Source organism: Pseudomonas sp. Q2-TVG4-2, assembly GCF_013620795.1.
Lineage (GTDB): Bacteria > Pseudomonadota > Gammaproteobacteria > Pseudomonadales > Pseudomonadaceae > Stutzerimonas.
On record NZ_LGLW01000003.1, the window covers coordinates 279,528 to 295,143 of the forward strand.

14 protein-coding genes are annotated in these 15,616 nt (G+C 60.4%); 11 read left to right on the plus strand and 3 right to left on the minus strand.

Annotation, left to right across the window (positions count from 1 at the left end; translation table 11 throughout):
• Positions 1 to 58 precede the first annotated feature (58 nt).
• The 5 genes from H3028_RS07705 to H3028_RS07725 are packed head-to-tail and all read left to right on the plus strand — an operon-like array spanning position 59 to position 4,475.
• Positions 59 to 1,969 carry an ATP-binding cassette domain-containing protein gene (locus H3028_RS07705; protein WP_181296442.1) on the plus strand — a complete coding sequence of 637 codons (1,911 nt, stop codon included), beginning with the start codon at positions 59 to 61 and terminating at the stop codon, positions 1,967 to 1,969.
• Positions 1,966 to 2,547 (plus strand): mechanosensitive ion channel family protein, encoded by a 582-nt coding sequence (locus H3028_RS07710; protein ID WP_181296443.1) that lies wholly within the window; start codon positions 1,966 to 1,968, stop codon positions 2,545 to 2,547. Before H3028_RS07705 ends, H3028_RS07710 begins: the two co-directional genes overlap by 4 nt.
• 5 nt (positions 2,548 to 2,552) lie before the next feature.
• The gene (locus tag H3028_RS07715) at positions 2,553 to 3,314 is read left to right on the plus strand and encodes a TerC family protein (RefSeq protein WP_181296444.1); all 762 of its coding nucleotides are present in this window, start codon (positions 2,553 to 2,555) and stop codon (positions 3,312 to 3,314) included.
• A gap of 52 nt (positions 3,315 to 3,366) precedes the next feature.
• Positions 3,367 to 3,999: a LysE family transporter gene (locus H3028_RS07720; protein ID WP_181296445.1), complete on the plus strand. Its 633-nt coding sequence runs from the start codon at positions 3,367 to 3,369 to the stop codon at positions 3,997 to 3,999.
• Positions 4,000 to 4,013: 14 nt separating this feature from the next.
• Positions 4,014 to 4,475: a YaiI/YqxD family protein gene (locus H3028_RS07725; RefSeq protein WP_181296543.1), complete on the plus strand. Its 462-nt coding sequence runs from the start codon at positions 4,014 to 4,016 to the stop codon at positions 4,473 to 4,475.
• A gap of 49 nt (positions 4,476 to 4,524) precedes the next feature.
• On the opposite strand, the gene H3028_RS07730 is transcribed toward H3028_RS07725, so the two are convergent.
• Entirely contained in the window at positions 4,525 to 4,995 is a 471-nt protein-coding gene (locus H3028_RS07730; protein WP_181296446.1) for a thioesterase family protein, read from the minus strand.
• Between the two features lie 157 nt (positions 4,996 to 5,152).
• Positions 5,153 to 5,815, minus strand: a complete 663-nt coding sequence (gene elbB, locus H3028_RS07735) for an isoprenoid biosynthesis glyoxalase ElbB (RefSeq protein WP_181296447.1) — start codon at positions 5,813 to 5,815, stop codon at positions 5,153 to 5,155.
• A gap of 318 nt (positions 5,816 to 6,133) precedes the next feature.
• On the opposite strand from elbB, the gene hemB reads away from it, so the two are divergent.
• Entirely contained in the window at positions 6,134 to 7,147 is a 1,014-nt protein-coding gene (gene hemB / locus H3028_RS07740; protein ID WP_181296448.1) for a porphobilinogen synthase, read from the plus strand.
• 19 nt (positions 7,148 to 7,166) lie between these two features.
• Positions 7,167 to 9,371 carry a polyphosphate kinase 1 gene (gene ppk1 / locus H3028_RS07745; RefSeq protein ID WP_181296449.1) on the plus strand — a complete coding sequence of 735 codons (2,205 nt, stop codon included), beginning with the start codon at positions 7,167 to 7,169 and terminating at the stop codon, positions 9,369 to 9,371.
• Positions 9,372 to 9,412: 41 nt separating this feature from the next.
• Here ppk1 and ppx read toward each other — a convergent pair whose 3' ends face one another.
• Positions 9,413 to 10,915 (minus strand): exopolyphosphatase, encoded by a 1,503-nt coding sequence (ppx, locus tag H3028_RS07750; RefSeq protein WP_181296450.1) that lies wholly within the window; start codon positions 10,913 to 10,915, stop codon positions 9,413 to 9,415.
• Between the two features lie 210 nt (positions 10,916 to 11,125).
• Here ppx and trxA point away from each other — a divergent pair, with 210 nt between their 5' ends.
• From trxA to H3028_RS07770, 4 genes are all read left to right on the plus strand, one after another.
• A complete protein-coding gene (trxA, locus tag H3028_RS07755) occupies positions 11,126 to 11,452 on the plus strand; it encodes a thioredoxin TrxA (RefSeq protein WP_021207111.1) in 327 nt (108 codons plus the stop codon).
• Positions 11,453 to 11,683: 231 nt separating this feature from the next.
• Positions 11,684 to 12,943: a transcription termination factor Rho gene (gene rho / locus H3028_RS07760; protein ID WP_045430829.1), complete on the plus strand. Its 1,260-nt coding sequence runs from the start codon at positions 11,684 to 11,686 to the stop codon at positions 12,941 to 12,943.
• Positions 12,944 to 13,066: 123 nt separating this feature from the next.
• Complete coding sequence (gene ubiD, locus H3028_RS07765) at positions 13,067 to 14,533, plus strand: 4-hydroxy-3-polyprenylbenzoate decarboxylase (protein WP_181296451.1); 1,467 nt, start codon at positions 13,067 to 13,069, stop codon at positions 14,531 to 14,533.
• A 33-nt stretch (positions 14,534 to 14,566) separates the two neighbouring features.
• Positions 14,567 to 15,538 (plus strand): CDP-6-deoxy-delta-3,4-glucoseen reductase, encoded by a 972-nt coding sequence (locus tag H3028_RS07770; protein ID WP_181296452.1) that lies wholly within the window; start codon positions 14,567 to 14,569, stop codon positions 15,536 to 15,538.
• The last annotated feature ends 78 nt before the right edge of the window (positions 15,539 to 15,616 follow it).

The following is a 15,616-nucleotide window of genomic DNA, read 5'->3' on the forward strand; positions in this document are numbered from 1 at the left end:
TATTTTTTATAAGCAGCCGGATGGATTTCCGGGCGACCTGATAAACTCCGCCGCCATTATGATCCGACTTCAGAACCTGACTCTACAGCGCGGCCCTCAGCGTCTGCTCGAAGGCGCCGAGCTGACTCTTCACCCCGGCCAGAAGGTCGGACTGGTTGGCGCCAATGGTGCCGGCAAGTCCAGCCTGTTCGCGTTGCTGCGTGGCGAATTCACACCCGATGGCGGCGACTGCCAGTTGCCACCGGACTGGCGCATCGCCCACATGCGTCAGGAGGTCGATACGCTCGATCGTCTGGCCGTCGACTATGTGCTCGATGGCGACACCGAGCTGCGTCGTGTTCAAGGCGCACTCGCCGTTGCCGAGGCTGCTCATGACGGTACCGCTCTGGCGCGTCTGCATACCGAACTGGACAACGCCGACGGTTACACCGCCGATGCCCGAGCGCGCAAACTGCTCGCAGGCCTGGGCTTTGCCAACGAACAGATGGATCTTCCGGTCAGCAGCTTCTCTGGAGGCTGGCGGATGCGCCTGAATCTGGCCCAGGCGCTCATGTGTCCGTCCGACCTGTTGCTGCTCGACGAACCCACCAACCACCTCGATCTGGATGCCATTCTCTGGCTGGAAGCCTGGCTCAAGAGCTATCCGGGCACGCTGATGCTTATCTCTCACGACCGCGATTTCCTCGACGAGGTGGTTGGTAACGTGGTGCACGTCGAACAGCGCAAGCTCACGCTCTATCGCGGCGGTTATTCGGCCTTCGAACGGGCGCGCGCCGAGCGCCTGGCGCAGCAGCAGCAAGCGTTCGAGAAGCAACAGGCGCAGCGCGAGCACATGGAAGATTTCATTCGGCGCTTCAAAGCCAAGGCGAGCAAAGCGCGCCAGGCGCAGAGCCGGATCAAGGCATTGGAAAAGCTCGAGGAGCTGGCGCCGGCGCATATTGATTCGCCGTTCGACTTCGTTTTCCGAGAAGCCGACAAAGTCTCCAGTCCGCTGCTTGATCTGGCTGAAGGGCGTCTTGGCTACGGCGACAAGCAGGTGCTGGACAAGGTCAAGCTGCAGCTGGTGCCCGGCGCACGGATCGGTCTGCTCGGTCCCAACGGTGCGGGCAAGTCGACGCTGATCAAGACGCTGGCGAACGAACTGCAGCCATTGGGTGGCCGTCTGCAGCGTGGCGAGAATCTGGTGATCGGCTATTTCGCCCAGCATCAGCTCGACGCCCTGGACGCCAAGGCCAGCCCGCTGTTGCACTTGCAGCGCATTGCACCGGGCGAGCGTGAGCAGGTCCTGCGCGATTTTCTGGGTGGTTTCGATTTTCGCGGCAATCGCTGCGACGAGCCGGTCCTCAATTTCTCCGGCGGTGAAAAGGCGCGGCTGGCACTGGCACTGATCGCCTGGGGCAAGCCCAACCTGCTGCTGCTCGACGAACCGACCAATCACTTGGATCTGGAGATGCGCTTGGCTCTGACGCTGGCGCTACAGGATTTCGAGGGTGCGGTGTTGGTGGTGTCACACGATCGCCATCTGCTCAAGAGTACGACCGACGAGTTTCTATTGGTGGCGGAAGGGCGGGTCGTCACCTTCGACGGAGACCTCGAAGATTACGCGCGATGGCTGGCGGATTTCCGCGCCCGCCAGCAGCCGGTGAGCGCAACCGAGCCATCCGGCGACAAGTCGGACAAACGCGCCTTGCGTCAGGCTGCTGCTGCTTTGCGGCAGCAGCTGGCGCCGCTCAAACGCCAGGCGGACAAGTTCGAAAAGGATCTGGTCGGTGTTCATGACAAGCTGGCCGTGCTGGAGCAGCGACTCGGTGATGCCGCACTCTATGAGGCGGCGCGCAAGGATGAGTTGCGCGGGCTGCTGGCCGAACAGGCGGAACTGAAGGTGCGTGAGGGCGAGCTGGAGGCGGCCTGGCTGGAAGCTCTGGAAGCCCTGGAAGACTTGCAAGGGCAGCTCGAGGGCAGCGCATGAACGAGCCACTGCTGCTACTTGTCCAGCAGTGGCGAGATCCGCTGCTGCTCGGGCTGCAGGTCATATTGATCCTGTTTATCGCCTACCTGTTGCAGCGGCTGGTGGCGCGCGGGCTGGAACGGCTGGGCAGGCGTTATCCGTTGCCGCCTGAACTGCTGCTGCCGCTGCGGGGCGGTATTCGCTGGTTCATCATGGGCGGTGCGCTGATCATGGTGCTTGAGCGCTTCGGGGTTTCTGCAACCGTGCTCTGGACCGCCTTCTCCGGGTTCGTTGCGGTCGCTGCCGTCGCCTTTTTTGCGATCTGGAGCGTGCTGTCCAACCTGCTTTGCGCCGTGCTCATCATGACGGTGGGACCTTTCCGATTAGGCGATCTTGTGGAGCTGGTGGAGAGCTTCGACAAACCCATCGTCAAGGGTCGAGTCATCGACATCAACCTGCTCTACACCACGCTGGAGGAAATCTCCGAGAGCGGAACTGGTGCGATCGTTCAGGTGCCAAACAGCTTATTCTTTCAGAAGGTCGTGCGCCGCTGGCGTGGGACAGACATCCAAACCTCCAATCACAGCACACACGAGTAGCACTCATGGAATGGCTTAGCAGCCCGGAAATCTGGGTCGCGTTTCTGACGCTGACCGCCTTGGAAATCGTCCTCGGTATCGACAACATCATCTTCATTTCCATTCTGGTCGGACGTTTACCCAAGGAGCAGCAACCCAAGGCGCGCTTCTTCGGGCTGGCCCTGGCGATGGGTACGCGGATTTTGTTGCTGTTGTCGATTGCCTGGGTAATGCGCCTGACCAATGACCTGTTTACGGTATTCGAGCAGGGCGTATCCGGGCGCGACCTGATTCTGTTCTTCGGTGGCTTGTTCCTCTTGTTCAAGAGCACCATGGAAATCTGGCACAGCGTCGAAGGCGAAGAGGGGCAGGACGGCACCACTGGCGGCGCGGTCAAGGCTGGCTTCGTCGGCATCATCCTGCAGATCGCGGTGATCGATATCGTCTTCTCGCTGGACTCGGTGATTACCGCGGTGGGTCTGGTGGACAACGTACAAGTAATGGTCGCCGCGATCGTCATCGCCGTCGGGGTGATGATGTTGGCGGCCGGCACCATCAGCGATTTTATCGAGAAGCATCCAACGCTGAAGATTCTCGCGCTGTCGTTCCTCATCGTGGTGGGCACGCTGCTGGTTGCCGAAGCCTTTGGTGCTCATGTGCCCAAGGGTTACGTGTACTTCGCCATGGCTTTCTCGCTAGCGGTCGAAGCGCTCAACATCCGCATGCGCAAGGCGATGAATCGCAAGCTGAAAGAGCCGGTGAAACTCGGCAAGGACATACCGGACTGAGAGCTATAGCGGGCTGCGTCTGCTCGGCGCAGCCGGTGCATGAGGATCAACCATGACGTTCGAAACCTGGCTTGCTTTCTTTGTTGCCTGTTGGGTCATCAGCCTGTCGCCGGGCGCGGGGGCAATCGCCTCGATGTCCTGTGGCTTGCAGTACGGCTTCTGGCGCGGCTACTGGAACGCCATTGGTCTGCAAATCGCGCTGGCGCTGCAGATCGCAGTCGTGGCGGCCGGGGTAGGCGCCGTACTGGCGACCTCTTCACTGGCCTTCAGCCTGATTAAGTGGTTTGGTGTCGCCTATCTGCTGTGGCTCGCGCTGAAGCAATGGCGAGCGTTGCCGGAAATGCTCGACGACAGTGCCGCCCCTCGGCCGATTGGTCGACCGCTGGTGCTGGTGCTTCGCGGTTTTCTGATCAATGCCAGCAACCCGAAAGCCATCGTGTTCATTCTTGCCGTGTTGCCGCAGTTCCTCGACCCGCAGCGAGACCTGGTGGTGCAGTACCTGCACATGGGTGCCACGATGGTGGCGGTGGATCTTATCGTCATGGCGGGCTATACCGGTCTGGCGGCCAAGGTGTTGCGGCTGCTACGGACCCCGCGCCAGCAGCGCCTGGTTAATCGAAGCTTCGCGGCTATGTTCGCTGGCGCGGCGGCCTTGTTGGCTACGGTGCGGCGGGCAGCGGTATGAACACGAGCGAACCCTTGCGGGTGTGGGTCGATGCCGATGCCTGCCCGAAGGCGGCGAAAGAGCAACTGATCAAGTTCGCCCTCAAGCGCAAGTTCGAGGTGCTGCTGGTGGCCGGGCAGAGTCAGATCAAGCCGGCTTTCGCCTGTGTTCGTTTGATCGTGGTGCCGAGTGGCCCGGATGCTGCGGACGATTACCTGGTCGAACATGCCCAGCCCGGCGAACTGGTGATCTGCAGCGACGTGCCGCTGGCCGACCGTCTGGTCAAGAAGGGCGTGGCGGCGCTCGACCCACGCGGTCGAGAATTCGATGAGCGCAACATGGGCGATCGTCTGGCAGTACGGAATCTGTTCACCGACCTGCGTGAGCAAGGGCAGGTCGGAGGTGGTCAGGCTGCTTATGGCGAGCGCGATCGCCAGGCGTTTGCCAATGCGCTGGATCGCCTGCTGATCCAACTGACGCGAGCCAGAGCTCGCTAGCCGAGACCATTCCGCTCTTTCTTCGGCTCCGACCTCCGGCTTGCATGGATCAGCCGCAAAGATACGTACCTGTCCCTACCGCTACCAACACACCGTCCTCGTTATGCAGCTCGGAGCGAACCACCGCAACCTTGTTGCCGGAGCGCAACAGCGTCCCGCTGGCGCTAAAGCGCTTGCCCCGCCCTGGGCGCAGGTAGTCGATGCGCAGATCGATGGTGCCGAGACGTGAGAGGCGCAAGGCGCGCTCTTCGGTGGTCAGATGCTGATGCTTTTCGAAGGCGCCGATCATTGCCATGGCACCGCCAACTACATCGAGCAGCGAGGCAATCACACCCCCATGCAGAATGCCGTGGAAGAAATTGCCGACCAGCTCGGGCTTCATCGGCAAATGCATCATGACTCGCTCGCGGGACACTTCATCCAGTTCGATGCCCAGGTACTCGTTGAAAGGAATGCGGTTGAAGAGCTGGCGCACGGCATGTTGTTGCTCTTCGATGGTGTCTATCTTGTGATGGGGCATGGGGTGGCTTCCTGGCAGATCGTCCAAAGCTGCCGGAGCGAAAGGAGATTGGCCAGTGGCGCGGCCGGAGCGCCGGTACGATTGGCCGTATAGCCCCCAGGCTGAACGAAAAATCCCGAGCCTGGGCTCGGGATCCGAGGGCACGCTCGGCGAACGGTTATTTGTTCGTGAGCTCCAGTACTCGATCGACCAGCTTGTAAATACCCGATGCCGTTTCGCTGATTGATTGCGCGAGCATGTACGCGGGGGTCGTGACCAGTTTGTGTCGCGGATCCTCGACGATATCGGTGACTTCGCAAGGCTGATGCTCAACGCCCATTTCCCTCGACGCGGCCGCGGCAGGATCATCGTCGTGACCCAGCGTGCAGACCACGCCGGGTCCGAATATCTGCGCCGCCATGGTCGGGGCAATGCACATCATGCCGATCGGCTTGCCCGCCTTGGCGAACGCCTGCGCAACGGACAGCACATCTGGAAGGACCGTGCAGCCAGCGCCTTGATTGGCGAAGTCGGAGAGATTCTTTGCCGCACCGAATCCGCCGGGCATGATCAGCGCATCGAACTCCATGGCATTCGCCTCGCGCAGATCCTTGATCTCGCCTCGCGCCAGGCGTGCGGATTCGGTCAACACGTTGCGGCTCTCCGGCATTTCTTCGCCAGTCATGTGGTTAATCACGTGCATCTGCTCGATATTTGGCGCGAAGCATTGAACCGTGGCACCACGCTGATCCAGGCGCAGCAAAGTGATCACGCTTTCGTAGATTTCCGAGCCGTCGTAAACGCCACAGCCGGAAAGAATCACGGCGACTTTTCTGTTCATTAAGGGATACTCCTGGTCAGATTCAACGGCCCGGCAAGCGAGCTGGGCGAAGGCCTTCGATGCTAATCCCTGGCAGTGTTCTAGGTAAGCCCACACCTGTTTGTTAGATATCTGATTGTGACGGGTGTTCAGTCCCTCAATCCGCTACACGCCAGGCCTGGCCCCGGAGATTGCTTGATCAAAGCACTGGCAGCGCCGGTCAAGGGTAGCGACAATGAGGCCATCCGGTGGCCGACATGGATGGGCATTGTCATCAGGTAGTCATGAAGTCGGCTTATAAACGTCATATTCGCCCGCTGTGCGGGCCAGGAGTTCGCTGTGAGTTTCGTTCCCGCCAATCGACTGTTTCCTGCTACGCGCCTGCGTCGGAACCGCCGGGACGATTTTTCCCGCCGGCTGGTTCGCGAGCATGTACTGAGCGTGGATGACCTGATCCTGCCTGTGTTCGTCCTCGATGGAGAGAACCGCCGCGAGCAAGTGCCATCCATGCCGGGCGTGGAGCGGTTGTCCATCGATCTGTTGCTGCAGGAGGCTGAGGAGCTGGTGGCGCTGGGTATTCCGGCGCTGGCGCTGTTCCCGGTGACGCCGCTGGAAAAGAAGTCGCTGGACGCCGCTGAAGCCTGGAATCCGGACGGCATCGCTCAGCGTGCCACGCGTGCATTGCGTGAGCGCTTCCCGGAGCTGGGCATCATTACCGACGTGGCGCTCGATCCCTTCACCACTCATGGCCAGGACGGCATCCTGGACGAACAGGGCTATGTGCAAAACGACGTGACCGTCGATGCGCTGGTTCGCCAGGCCCTGTCCCATGCCGAGGCCGGTGCTCAGGTCGTGGCGCCTTCAGACATGATGGATGGGCGCATCCAGGCGATCCGCGAGGCGCTTGAAGTGGCCGACCACCACAACGTGCGCATCATGGCCTACTCGGCTAAGTATGCCAGCGCCTACTACGGTCCCTTCCGCGATGCGGTGGGTTCGGCCGGAAATCTGGGCAAAGGCAGCAAGAACACCTATCAGATGGACCCGGCCAACAGCAACGAGGCGCTGCACGAAGTGGGTGCCGATCTCGCCGAAGGCGCAGACATGGTCATGGTCAAGCCCGGCATGCCCTATCTGGATATTCTCTGGCGCGTAAAAGATGCCTTTCGCGTGCCGACCTTCGTCTATCAGGTTAGCGGTGAATATGCGATGCACATGGCGGCCATCCAGAATGGTTGGCTGAACGAGGCGGTGATACTTGAATCGCTGACCGCCTTCAAACGTGCCGGTGCAGATGGCATTCTGACCTACTTCGCCAAACAGGCCGCCCTACAATTAAAACAGGGCCAGTGAGCCCTGCCGAGGCAGATCGATGACCAACCAGGGACTCAGCGAAAGCGAATTGCAGCGTGCAACCAGCGAGGCACAACCTGTCGAGGAGTTGGCTCCGCCAGCGCCTGAGGTGGAGAAGCTGGAGGACGCCCCGGCGCCGGCACAGCCTGTGCCGAACCTGGACGACAACAGCCTGTATATCCATCGCGAGTTGTCGCAGCTGCAGTTCAACATCCGCGTGCTGGAGCAGGCGCTGGACGAGTCCTACCCGATGTTGGAGCGGCTGAAGTTTCTGCTGATCTTTTCCAGCAACCTCGATGAGTTCTTCGAAATTCGCGTCGCCGGGCTGAAAAAACAGGTCACCTTCGCCCGCGAACAGGCGGGTGCCGATGGCCTGCAGCCCCATCAGGCGCTGGCGCGGATTTCCGAGCTGGTCCACGAGCAGGTCAGCCGGCAATATTCGATCCTCAATGAAGTCCTGCTGCCCGAGTTGGCCAAGCATCAGGTGCGGTTCATTCGTCGCCGTCACTGGACGACCAAGATCAAGACCTGGGTGCGTCGTTATTTTCGCGACGAGATCGCGCCGATCATCACCCCGATCGGTTTGGACCCGACCCATCCCTTCCCCTTGCTGGTGAACAAAAGCCTCAACTTCATCGTCGAGCTGGAAGGCATCGACGCCTTTGGACGCGACTCGGGGCTGGCGATCATTCCGGCGCCGCGGCTGCTGCCTCGGGTGATTCGCGTTCCCGAAGAGGTTGGCGGTGCTGGCGCCAACTACGTGTTTCTGTCATCCATGATCCATGCGCACGCGGACGACCTGTTCCACGGCATGAAGGTCAAGGGCTGTTACCAGTTCCGCCTGACACGCAACGCCGACCTGTCGGTGGATACCGAAGATGTCGAAGATCTGGCCCGGGCGCTTCGCGGCGAGCTGATCTCTCGGCGCTATGGCGATGCGGTGCGACTGGAGGTGGTCGATACCTGCCCGACGCACCTGGCCAATTTTCTGCTCAAGCAGTTCAGTCTGAGCGAAAGCGAACTCTATCGGGTCAACGGTCCGGTCAACCTGACCCGACTGTTCGGTATCACCGGGCTGGATAGCCATCCGGAATTGCAATACACGCCGTTCACGCCGGCGATCCCCAAGCTCCTGCAGAACAGCGAGAACATTTTCACCGTTGTCGGTAAGCAGGACATCCTTCTGCTGCATCCCTACGAGTCGTTCACCCCCGTGGTCGACCTCCTGCGGGAGGCCGCCAAGGACCCCTGCGTGCTGGCGGTCAAACAGACACTGTATCGCTCCGGTGCCAATTCAGAGATTGTCGATGCGTTGGTGGAAGCGGCGCGTAACGGCAAGGAAGTCACGGCAGTCATCGAGCTGCGCGCGCGCTTCGATGAAGAATCCAACCTGCAGCTGGCCAGCCGGCTACAACAGGCCGGTGCGGTGGTGATCTACGGCGTAGTCGGCTACAAGACCCACGCCAAGATGATGCTGATCCTGCGCCGTGAAAACGGTGAGCTACGGCGCTACGCCCATCTGGGAACAGGCAATTACCACGCCGGCAATGCCCGTCTGTACACCGACTACAGCCTACTGACATCGGACGATGCGCTTTGCGAGGACGTCTCCAAGCTGTTCAGCCAGCTGATCGGCATGGGCAAGACCATGCGCATGAAGAAGCTCTTGCATGCGCCGTTTACCCTCAAAAAAGCGTTGCTCGACATGATTGCCCAAGAGACCCAGCACGCCAGCGAAGGCAAACCGGCGCATATCATCCTCAAGGTCAATTCGTTGACCGATGCGAAGATGATCCGGGCCCTGTACAAGGCCAGTCAAACGGGGGTGCGGATCGATCTGATCGTGCGCGGCATGTGCTGCCTGCGGCCGGGCATCGTCGGCGTCTCGCATAATATCCAGGTGCGCTCGATCATTGGTCGTTTCCTCGAGCACAGCCGCGTTTTCTACTTCCTCAACGGTGGCGACGAAAAGCTCTACCTGTCCAGTGCAGATTGGATGGAGCGCAACCTGGACCGTCGTGTCGAGACCTGTTTCCCCGTTGAAGGCAAGAAGTTGATCACGCGAGTGAAAAAAGAGTTGGAGGGCTTCCTGACCGATAACACCCAGAGCTGGGTGCTGCAGCCCGATGGGAGTTATCTGCGCAACAGCCCAAGTGGCAACCAGAACCCACGTAACGTGCAGAACACGCTACTGGAGCGTCTCGGCAGTCCAACCGCGCGCTGATTAACCCCACTGGCAACTGGCTGGCGGCGCTGCATCGGAACTCAGCGTACCGTCAGGCTGAAGTCGATCCGCTTCAGCCACTCCGCTTCCAGGGCGAAGTCGGCCTGAGTCAGCGGATTGTTTTCCAACCAGCCGTCGGGAAAGGCCACGTCGAGGCAATTGTCGCCGGCCTTGAGCGCGAATGCCGGCGCCTGTTGCGGTCCGCGAATATGGTGAAACAGGATGGCGAATCGCAGCAACACGCAGAGACGAGTGAGCTTCACGCCGTCTTCGCTCAGCTCTTCGAACTTCTGCCTGGGTATGTTGCGACGATGTCCGCGCACGAGCAGCGCAAGCATCTGCTGATCCTGACGTGAGAATCCAGGAAGATCGGAGTGTTCGATCAGGTAAGCGCCGTGCTTGTGGTAGTGGTAATGCGCAATATCCAGACCCACTTCGTGGATCCGTGCAGCCCAACCCAGCAATTCGCGATGCCAATCCTCAAGCAGCTCCCAATCGGCTGACACCTGATCGAAGGCTTCCAGTGCCTTGCTCTCGACCCGCGTCGCCTGTTCGGCGTCGACGTGATAACGCTCCATGAGAAAGCTCAGGGTGCGATCCCGGATATCTTCGTGATGATGACGGCCGATGAGGTCGTAGAGTACCCCTTCGCGCAGCGCGCCTTCGGAATGGGCCATGCTGGAAAGTTCCAGCGCATCGAAGATCGCTTCGAGGATGGCAAGGCCTGCCGGAAAGATGCTGCGACGGTCTGGCTTGATGCCATCCATGTCGAGCTTGTCCACATCGCCCAGTTTGAACAGCTTGCGCTTGAGCCAGCCTAGCCCTTCGCTCGTGACCTGGCCATTGCTTAACCCAGCCCCTCTGGTCGCCAGGCCGATCGCGCGAATGGTGCCGGACGCGCCGACCGCATCCTGCCAGCCGAGCCGGCGCAGGCCGTGTTCGATGCTCATCAGTTCCAATCGCGCCGCTGTATAGGCCTGGGCATAGCGCGCGGGTGTGATCTTGCCGTCGCGGAAGAACCGCTGGGTGAAGCTCACGCAACCCATCTGCAGACTTTCGCGTAGCAGCGAATCAAAACCCTGACCGACGATGAACTCAGTGCTGCCTCCCCCGATGTCGACCACCAGCCGCTTGCCGGGCGCTGCAGGGAAAGTGTGCGACACCCCGAGATAGATCAGCCGCGCTTCCTCGCGACCGGAGATCACCTCGACCTGATGATTGATGATCGCCTCGGCCTGACGAATGAACTGCGCGCGGTTGCGCGCTTCACGCAGGGCGTTGGTGCCCACCACCCGCACCGCTCCCTGAGGCAGATGATTGACCAGCTGTGCGAAACGCCGTAGGCAGTCGAGGCCGCGCTGCATGGCTTCGTCGTCGAGCATGCGGTTTTCGCCGATGCCGGCGGCCAGTTGGACCTTTTCGCCGAGCCGCTCGATGATGCGCATTTCGCCTTTGCTGGTGCGGGCCAGGACCATGTGGAAGCTGTTCGACCCGAGATCGAGGGCGGCGATCATCGGAGAGGGTTCGGCGGCTGGTGGGCGCATGGGGCAGTCTCTGTGCAAAACCCCGACATCCTGACATGATCATCGACATCCGCCAACGCGCAGTGCCCATACGGGCCGTCCGGTTATCGACCCGAACGCTGGCGGCCCGTCTCCATGCTGTGATTGATCAGGCGACAGGCTGCGGCTTTCGATCCGCCCCCAGCCGGGCTATGATGGCGTCACTTTCGGTTTTGACCCTGGAGAAAATCCATGAGCGAATACATCAATAATGTCAGCGACAGCAGCTTCGAGCAGGACGTGCTCCAAGCTGACGGCCCCGTGCTGGTCGATTACTGGGCCGAGTGGTGCGGCCCCTGCAAGATGATCGCTCCGGTGCTTGACGAGATTGCCAAGGACTATGAGGGCAAGCTCAAGGTCTGCAAGCTGAACATCGACGAGAACCAGGAAACCCCGCCAAAATATGGCGTTCGTGGCATTCCGACACTGATGTTGTTCAAGAACGGCAACGTCGAGGCCACCAAGGTGGGCGCTCTGTCGAAGTCGCAGTTGGCTGCATTCCTCGACAGCAACATCTGAGTTAAACACGCTGTTCTCAAAGCCCTCGCCATATGCGGGGGCTTTTTTTAACGGTAGGGTGGACGCTTCGTCTGCACAGTGCTAAATTCGGCCTCGCGACGTTTCTTCCGTCGCCCTCTGCATGCCGTCGCCGACGCACTTCAGCCTCTAAAAGCACAACGAACCTGTTCGTCTCTTGCTGCGCGGCTTCCTCAAGCTAATCGCTTTCTTCATCCTTCCTGATCTCTTTCTATGAATCTGACCGAACTTAAGCAAAAGCCCATCACCGAACTGCTGGAAATGGCCGAACAGATGGGCATCGACAACATGGCCCGTTCGCGCAAGCAGGACGTGATTTTCTCCCTGCTGAAAAAGCACGCTAAAAGCGGTGAGGAAATCTCCGGTGATGGCGTGCTGGAGATTCTCCAGGATGGCTTCGGCTTCCTGCGCTCCGCGGATTCTTCCTATCTCGCCGGGCCTGACGACATTTATGTCTCGCCGAGCCAGATTCGCCGCTTCAACCTGCGTACCGGCGACACTATTGTCGGCAAGATTCGCCCGCCGAAAGAAGGCGAGCGCTACTTCGCGCTGCTCAAGGTCGACACGATCAACTTCGATCGGCCGGAAAACGCAAAGAACAAAATTCTGTTCGAGAACCTGACGCCGCTGTTCGCTAACAAGCGCCTGACGATGGAAGCCGGCAATGGCTCCACCGAAGACCTGACCGGCCGGGTGATCGACCTCTGCGCGCCGATCGGCAAGGGTCAGCGCGGTCTGATCGTCGCTCCGCCGAAAGCGGGCAAGACCATCATGCTGCAGAACATCGCCAGCAACATCACTCGCAACAACCCGGAATGCCACCTGATCGTCCTGCTGATCGACGAGCGCCCGGAAGAAGTGACCGAGATGCAGCGCACCGTGCGCGGCGAAGTGGTCGCCTCCACCTTTGATGAGCCGCCGACCCGCCACGTGCAGGTTGCCGAGATGGTGATCGAGAAGGCCAAGCGGCTGGTCGAGCACAAGAAGGACGTGGTCATCCTGCTGGATTCCATTACCCGTCTGGCGCGTGCCTACAACACCGTGATCCCGAGCTCCGGCAAGGTGCTGACCGGAGGTGTCGACGCCCATGCCCTGGAGAAGCCCAAGCGTTTCTTCGGCGCGGCGCGCAACATCGAGGAGGGCGGCAGCCTGACCATTATCGCCACCGCGCTGGTTGAAACCGGCTCGAAAATGGACGAGGTAATCTACGAGGAATTCAAAGGAACCGGTAACCTGGAGCTGCAGTTGGATCGCCGTATCGCCGAGAAGCGTGTGTTCCCAGCGATCAACATCAACCGTTCGGGCACCCGTCGCGAGGAGTTGTTGACCAGCGAGGAAGAGCTGCAGCGCATCTGGATTCTGCGCAAGCTGCTACACCCAATGGATGAAAGCGCTGCTATCGAGTTCCTGCTCGACAAGCTCAAGGACACCAAGACCAACGAAGAATTCTTCATGTCAATGAAGCGCAAGTAAACGTCTGGTCATGCCACCGAGGCCGGGGAAACCCGGCCTTTGTCTGTCTGCAGGTTTTGAATCGGCCCGCGCCAAGGCTAAACTCGTCGCCCCGACACCTGCCGGCCCATGCGAGGCTCAAGCATGCAGTATCGCGATTTGCGCGACTTTATCAGCGGCCTGGAACAGCGCGGAGAACTCAAGCGCGTTTCGGCCGCTGTGTCCCCCGTTCTGGAAATGACCGAGATCTGCGATCGTACCCTGCGCAAGCAGGGGCCTGCGCTGCTCTTCGAGAACCCGACTGGCTTCGACATGCCGGTACTCGGCAACTTGTTTGGCACGCCAAAGCGTGTCGCGCTGGGAATGGGCGCCGAGGAAGTCTCTGAGTTGCGCGAGATCGGCAAGCTGCTGGCATTCCTCAAGGAGCCGGAACCGCCGAAGGGCCTGAAGGACGCCTGGAACAAGCTGCCGATCTACAAGAAAGTCATCAGTATGGCGCCCAAGGTGCTCAAGGATGCGCCCTGTCAGGAGGTGGTCCTGGAAGGCGAGGATGTCGACCTGTCGACACTGCCGGTTCAGACCTGTTGGCCAGGCGATGCCGGACCTCTGATCACCTGGGGGCTGACCGTCACCAAGGGGCCCAATAAAGAGCGACAGAATCTCGGTATCTATCGTCAGCAGGTGATCGGCCGCAACAAGGTGATCATGCGCTGGCTCAGCCACCGGGGCGGCGCGCTGGACTTTCGTGAATGGTGCGAAAAGTTTCCCGACCGGCCCTATCCCGTAGCCGTGGCGCTTGGTGCCGATCCGGCTACCATTCTCGGTGCGGTCACTCCGGTACCGGATTCATTGTCCGAATATGCCTTTGCCGGTCTGTTGCGCGGTAGCCGTACCGAACTGGTTAAGTGCCGGGGTAGTGATCTGCAAGTACCGGCAGGCGCCGAGATCGTGCTTGAGGGCTACATTCAGCCCGGTGAGATGGCCGATGAAGGGCCGTACGGCGATCACACTGGTTACTACAACGAGGTCGATCGCTTCCCGGTGTTCACTGTCGAGCGCATCACCAAGCGCCGTGATGCGATCTATCACAGCACTTACACCGGCCGGCCGCCGGATGAACCGGCTATTTTGGGCGTGGCGCTCAATGAAGTTTTCGTGCCGATCCTGCAGAAGCAGTTTCCAGAAATCACCGATTTCTATCTGCCGCCGGAAGGCTGCTCCTACCGCATGGCGGTGGTTACGATGAAGAAACAATACCCCGGCCATGCTAAGCGCGTGATGCTGGGTGTGTGGAGCTTCCTCAGGCAGTTCATGTATACGAAATTCGTCATCGTCACCGACGACGACATCAATGCTCGGGACTGGAACGATGTTATCTGGGCGATCACCACGCGGATGGATCCTAAGCGCGATACCGTGCTGATCGAAAACACCCCCATCGATTATCTCGATTTTGCCTCCCCGGTTTCCGGCCTGGGTAGCAAGATGGGGCTCGATGCCACGCACAAATGGCCGGGCGAGACCAGTCGGGAATGGGGTCGCGCGATCGTCCAGGACGAGGCGGTGAAGCGCCGGGTCGACGAACTCTGGGCCGAGCTGGGCATCGATTGATGACCGTAGCCGTTAATTCAGGTTTTTGAATAAATGAAAGTTACGCTGCAACCCTCCGGCGCGGTGCTGGAAGTCCAACCTGGCGAGTTGATACTCGACGCCGCTCGGCGTCTGGGTTACGACTGCCCGCAGGCGTGCCGTAATGGCAACTGCCTTATCTGCGCCGCCCTGCTGGTCAACGGCCGGGTGCGCCAGCGCGGCGAAAGCCACGACCATGGTGAGGTCTTCGCCTGCCTGGCCGAGCCCGAGGAGGACTGCGTTCTGCTATGGGACGGCGTTCTCGCGCCTGGCGAGCTGCCGGTACGGACGTTCAGCTGCCAGTTGGTCAGTTGTGATGATGTGGGTGGCGACGTATTTCGCCTGTTGCTCCGTGCACCTGCCGGCAAGCCGCCGCGCTATCACGCCGGCCAATATCTGCTGCTGGAGCGGGAGGACGGTGAGTTCAGCGCGTTTTCTCTGGCATCCGCCCCCGGACGCGGCCGAGAGCTGGAGTTGCATGTGCTGGCGCGAGAGCCGTCGGCGATCGGTTTGCTCGATTACATCCGGCGCCAGGGCATGGCCAAGGTACAGATGCCGTTCGGCGACACGCACCTGGCCGAGCTGCCAGATGGTCCGTTGGTGCTGATCGCGGCGGGAACCGGCATGGCGCAAATGCATAGCCTGATCGAGCATTGCCGGGCCGAAGGCTTCGCCCATCCGGTGCACCTGTACTGGGGCGTGCGCCGGCCGGAAGATTTCTATCAATTGCCGCATTGGAGCGAGTGGGCGCGCATGCCCAATCTATCGCTCCATCAGATCGTTAGCGATGTCTGTGGCTGGCAGGGACGTTGCGGCATGCTGCACGAGGCCGTTTGCGAGGATTTCACCGATCTCAAGCCGGTTCACGTCTATGCCAGCGGCTCTCCGGCGATGATCTACGGCACGCTGGACGCATTGGTCGAGGCGGGGATGGATGCGACGCAGATGCGTGCAGACGTGTTTGCGTATGCGCCACGGGAGCGCTAGGGGCGTTAACCTGAGTGTAGTGGCCGTTACGACGCAGGCGCCGTTTCGGCGTCCTGCGTGATGTTCAGTGAAGTGGTG